The organism is Aeromicrobium sp. (genome assembly GCF_036675695.1).
Classification (GTDB): Bacteria; Actinomycetota; Actinomycetes; order Propionibacteriales; family Nocardioidaceae; genus Aeromicrobium.
Genome location: NZ_JAKFEL010000184.1, coordinates 1 through 2966, shown reverse-complemented (window position 1 = coordinate 2966; position 2966 = coordinate 1). Strand labels below are relative to the sequence as shown.

The 2966-nt window shown below is 61.6% G+C and carries 2 protein-coding genes; both read left to right on the top strand.

The window, feature by feature from the left end:
• Window positions 1-67: 67 nt before the first annotated feature.
• On the top strand, window positions 68-1009 hold the full coding sequence (locus V6M39_RS12085) for an electron transfer flavoprotein subunit alpha/FixB family protein (protein WP_332644066.1): 942 nt from the start codon (window positions 68-70) through the stop codon (window positions 1007-1009).
• Window positions 1010-1269: 260 nt separating this feature from the next.
• Window positions 1270-2910 (top strand): peptide ABC transporter substrate-binding protein, encoded by a 1641-nt coding sequence (locus tag V6M39_RS12080; protein WP_332644065.1) that lies wholly within the window; start codon window positions 1270-1272, stop codon window positions 2908-2910.
• Window positions 2911-2966: the final 56 nt, after the last annotated feature.

Sequence of the window (2966 nt, the reverse complement as noted above, 5' to 3'; positions counted from 1 at the left end):
GAGACGGCGGCACCAAGCTCGCCGAGTTCCTTGCCTCCAAGAAGTTCGTCTGAGAAGGAACTGACCCATGTCTGAAGTTCTCGTAGTCGTCGACCACGTCGACGGAGCCGTTACCAAGCCCACTCTCGAGCTGCTGACGATCGCCAAGCGTCTCGGTGAGCCGTCCGCGATCTACTTCGGCGGCGGCGATGTGCCGTCCGTGCTCGCTGAGCACGGTGCCGAAAAGATCTACCAGCTCGATGATGCCGCCTACGCCGACTTCCTGGTCGCGCCCAAGGCTGAGGCAATCGCCAAGATCGCCGGCGACTCGTCGCCTGCGGCTGTGCTGCTTTCCTCGAGCGCCGAGGGCAAGGAGATCGCCGCTCGCGTCGCTCTCAAGATCGAGTCGGGACTCATCACCGACGCTGTTGATGTCACCGCTGAAGGCGTGACCACGCAGTCGGTCTTCGCCGGTAACTTCACGGTGCAGGCCAAGGTCACCAAGGGTGCCGCGGTCATCACCGTCAAGCCCAACTCGGCCAACCCGGAGGCATCGGCTGGCGCGGGCGCCGTCGAGGCTGTCTCGGTCGACATCTCCGATGCTGCCAAGGGTGCCAAGATCACTGACTCGCAGCCCAAGGCAGAGTCGGGTCGCCCTGAGCTCACCGAAGCAGCCATCGTTGTTGCAGGTGGACGCGGTACTGGCGGTGACTTCTCCGAGGTCGAGGCATTCGCCGACTCGCTCGGTGCGGCTGTTGGTGCCTCGCGCGCGGCGGTTGACTCGGGTTGGTACCCCCACTCGTTCCAGATCGGTCAGACCGGCAAGACGGTCTCGCCCCAGCTGTATGTCGCCAACGGCATCTCGGGCGCGATCCAGCACCGTGCCGGTATGCAAACGTCCAAGACGATCATCGCGGTCAACAAGGACGACGAAGCACCGATCTTTGAGCTCGTCGACTTCGGTGTCGTGGGAGACCTCAAGACGGTTCTTCCGCAGGCCACCGATGAGATCAAGAAGCGCAAGGGCTGATCGACAAACGCTCACCCATTCGAACGGCCGGTCCCTGAGGGGGTCGGCCGTTCGTCCTGTGGGAGCTGATTCGACTGGGCGATGTCAGAGTGATCCGGTGGAACTATTGACATCCAAAGTTCGTCTGCTGGAACTTCCCCCGCCTGAGTTTGGTAACACTTTGATTACGGAGCCCTTTCGCGCTGTTCGGTGAACCTGTGTCAGTGATAGCAATGGGGGTGCGCGCGCTCAGTGTGCACACACAATCACAGGAGGAATCCATGCGACTCTCTCGGCGTACACGCCTTGCGGGTGTGGCATTCGTCGCTGTCGGCAGCCTTACCTTGGCGGCTTGCGGTGGCGGAAGCGACGATGAAGCCGGCGGAAGCGATTCGGTCATCACGGTCTACGGAACCAACCCGCAGAACCCGCTGATCCCGACAGCGACCAACGAAGTGGGTGGCGGCGACCCGCTCGACAACCTCTTCAAGGGTCTGGTCGCTTACAACACCGACGGTTCGGTCACCAATGAGGTCGCTGAGTCAATCGAGCCTGACGCGGCCAAGAAGGTTTGGACTGTCAAGCTCAAGAGCGGCGAGAAGTTCACCGACGGCTCCGACGTCACTGCTGAGTCGTTCGTGCGGGCGTGGAACTACGGCGCCAACCCGGCCAACAAGCAGCTCAACAACTACTTCTTCTACCCGATCGAGGGCACCGATGACATTGGTAACACTGTCGAAGGTGCTGAGACGGTTTCCGGTCTGAAGGTTGTTGACGACAGCACGTTCACCGTCACGCTGAAGGACCCGGAGTCGGACTTCCCGCTCCGTCTCGGCTACTCGGCCTACTTCCCGGTCCCCGACGCAGCCTTCGGCTCCGACGGCAAGATCACCAAGGAGTACGGCGAGCGTCCGATCGGCAACGGCCCCTACAAGCTGACCAAGTCCGGCTGGGAGCGCAACAAGCAGATCGCGCTTGAGCCCAACCCGGATTACGAAGGCATCCACAAGGCCAAGAACGGTGGACTGGTGTTCAAGTTCTACGCCGGTGGTGGAACTGACGCTGCTTACACCGATGTTCAGTCGGGCAACCTCGACGTCCTCGACCAGGTGCCGCCGAGCGCGCTCACCACGTTCGAGAGCGATGGCAAGGTCGCGGCGTACAACGAGCCCGGCTCGAGCTTCTCGTCACTGACCATCCCGGAGAAGCTTGCTCACTTCGATGGTGAAGAGGGCGACCTGCGTCGCGCTGCCATCTCGCTGGCCATCAACCGCCCCGAGATCACCGAGAAGATCTTCAACAACGCTCGTACACCTGCGAAGGACTTCACTTCGCCCGTGCTCGATGGTTGGACGGACGAGGTCGAGGGCAACGACGTCCTGACCTTCAACGCTGAAGAGGCCAAGAAGAAGTGGGCCGAGGCTGACGCCATGTCGAAGTGGGAAGGCAAGTTCGTTGTCGCCTACAACGCCGACGGCGCTGGCAACAAGGAGTTCACCGAGGCTCTGGCCAACCAGGTCAAGAACGTCCTCGGTATCGACGCTGAGCCGAAGGTCTACCCGACCTTCGACGAGCTCCGCAAGGAAGTCACCGAGCGCACGATCAAGACGGCATTCCGTACTGGTTGGCAGGCTGACTACCCGTCGATGCTCAACTACCTCGGTCCGATCTACGCCACTGGCGCGGGTTCGAACGATGGTGACTACACCAACCCGGCATTCGACAAGCTGATCTCGGAGGCTTCGGCCGCTGAGGGCGATGATCGCTACAAGCTCATCGGTGAAGCTCAGGCCATCCTGATGAAGGAACTGCCGGCCATCCCGCTGTGGTACCAGAACGCCACCGCAGTGACGAACAAGGACCTCAGTGGGTTCGAGTTCAACTGGAAGCAGAAGCCCGACTACTACAAGCTCACCAAGTAGTAGCCAGGTCCGACTAGCGAGCGGGGGCAGCCACCTGGCTGCCCCCGTCTCGTCGG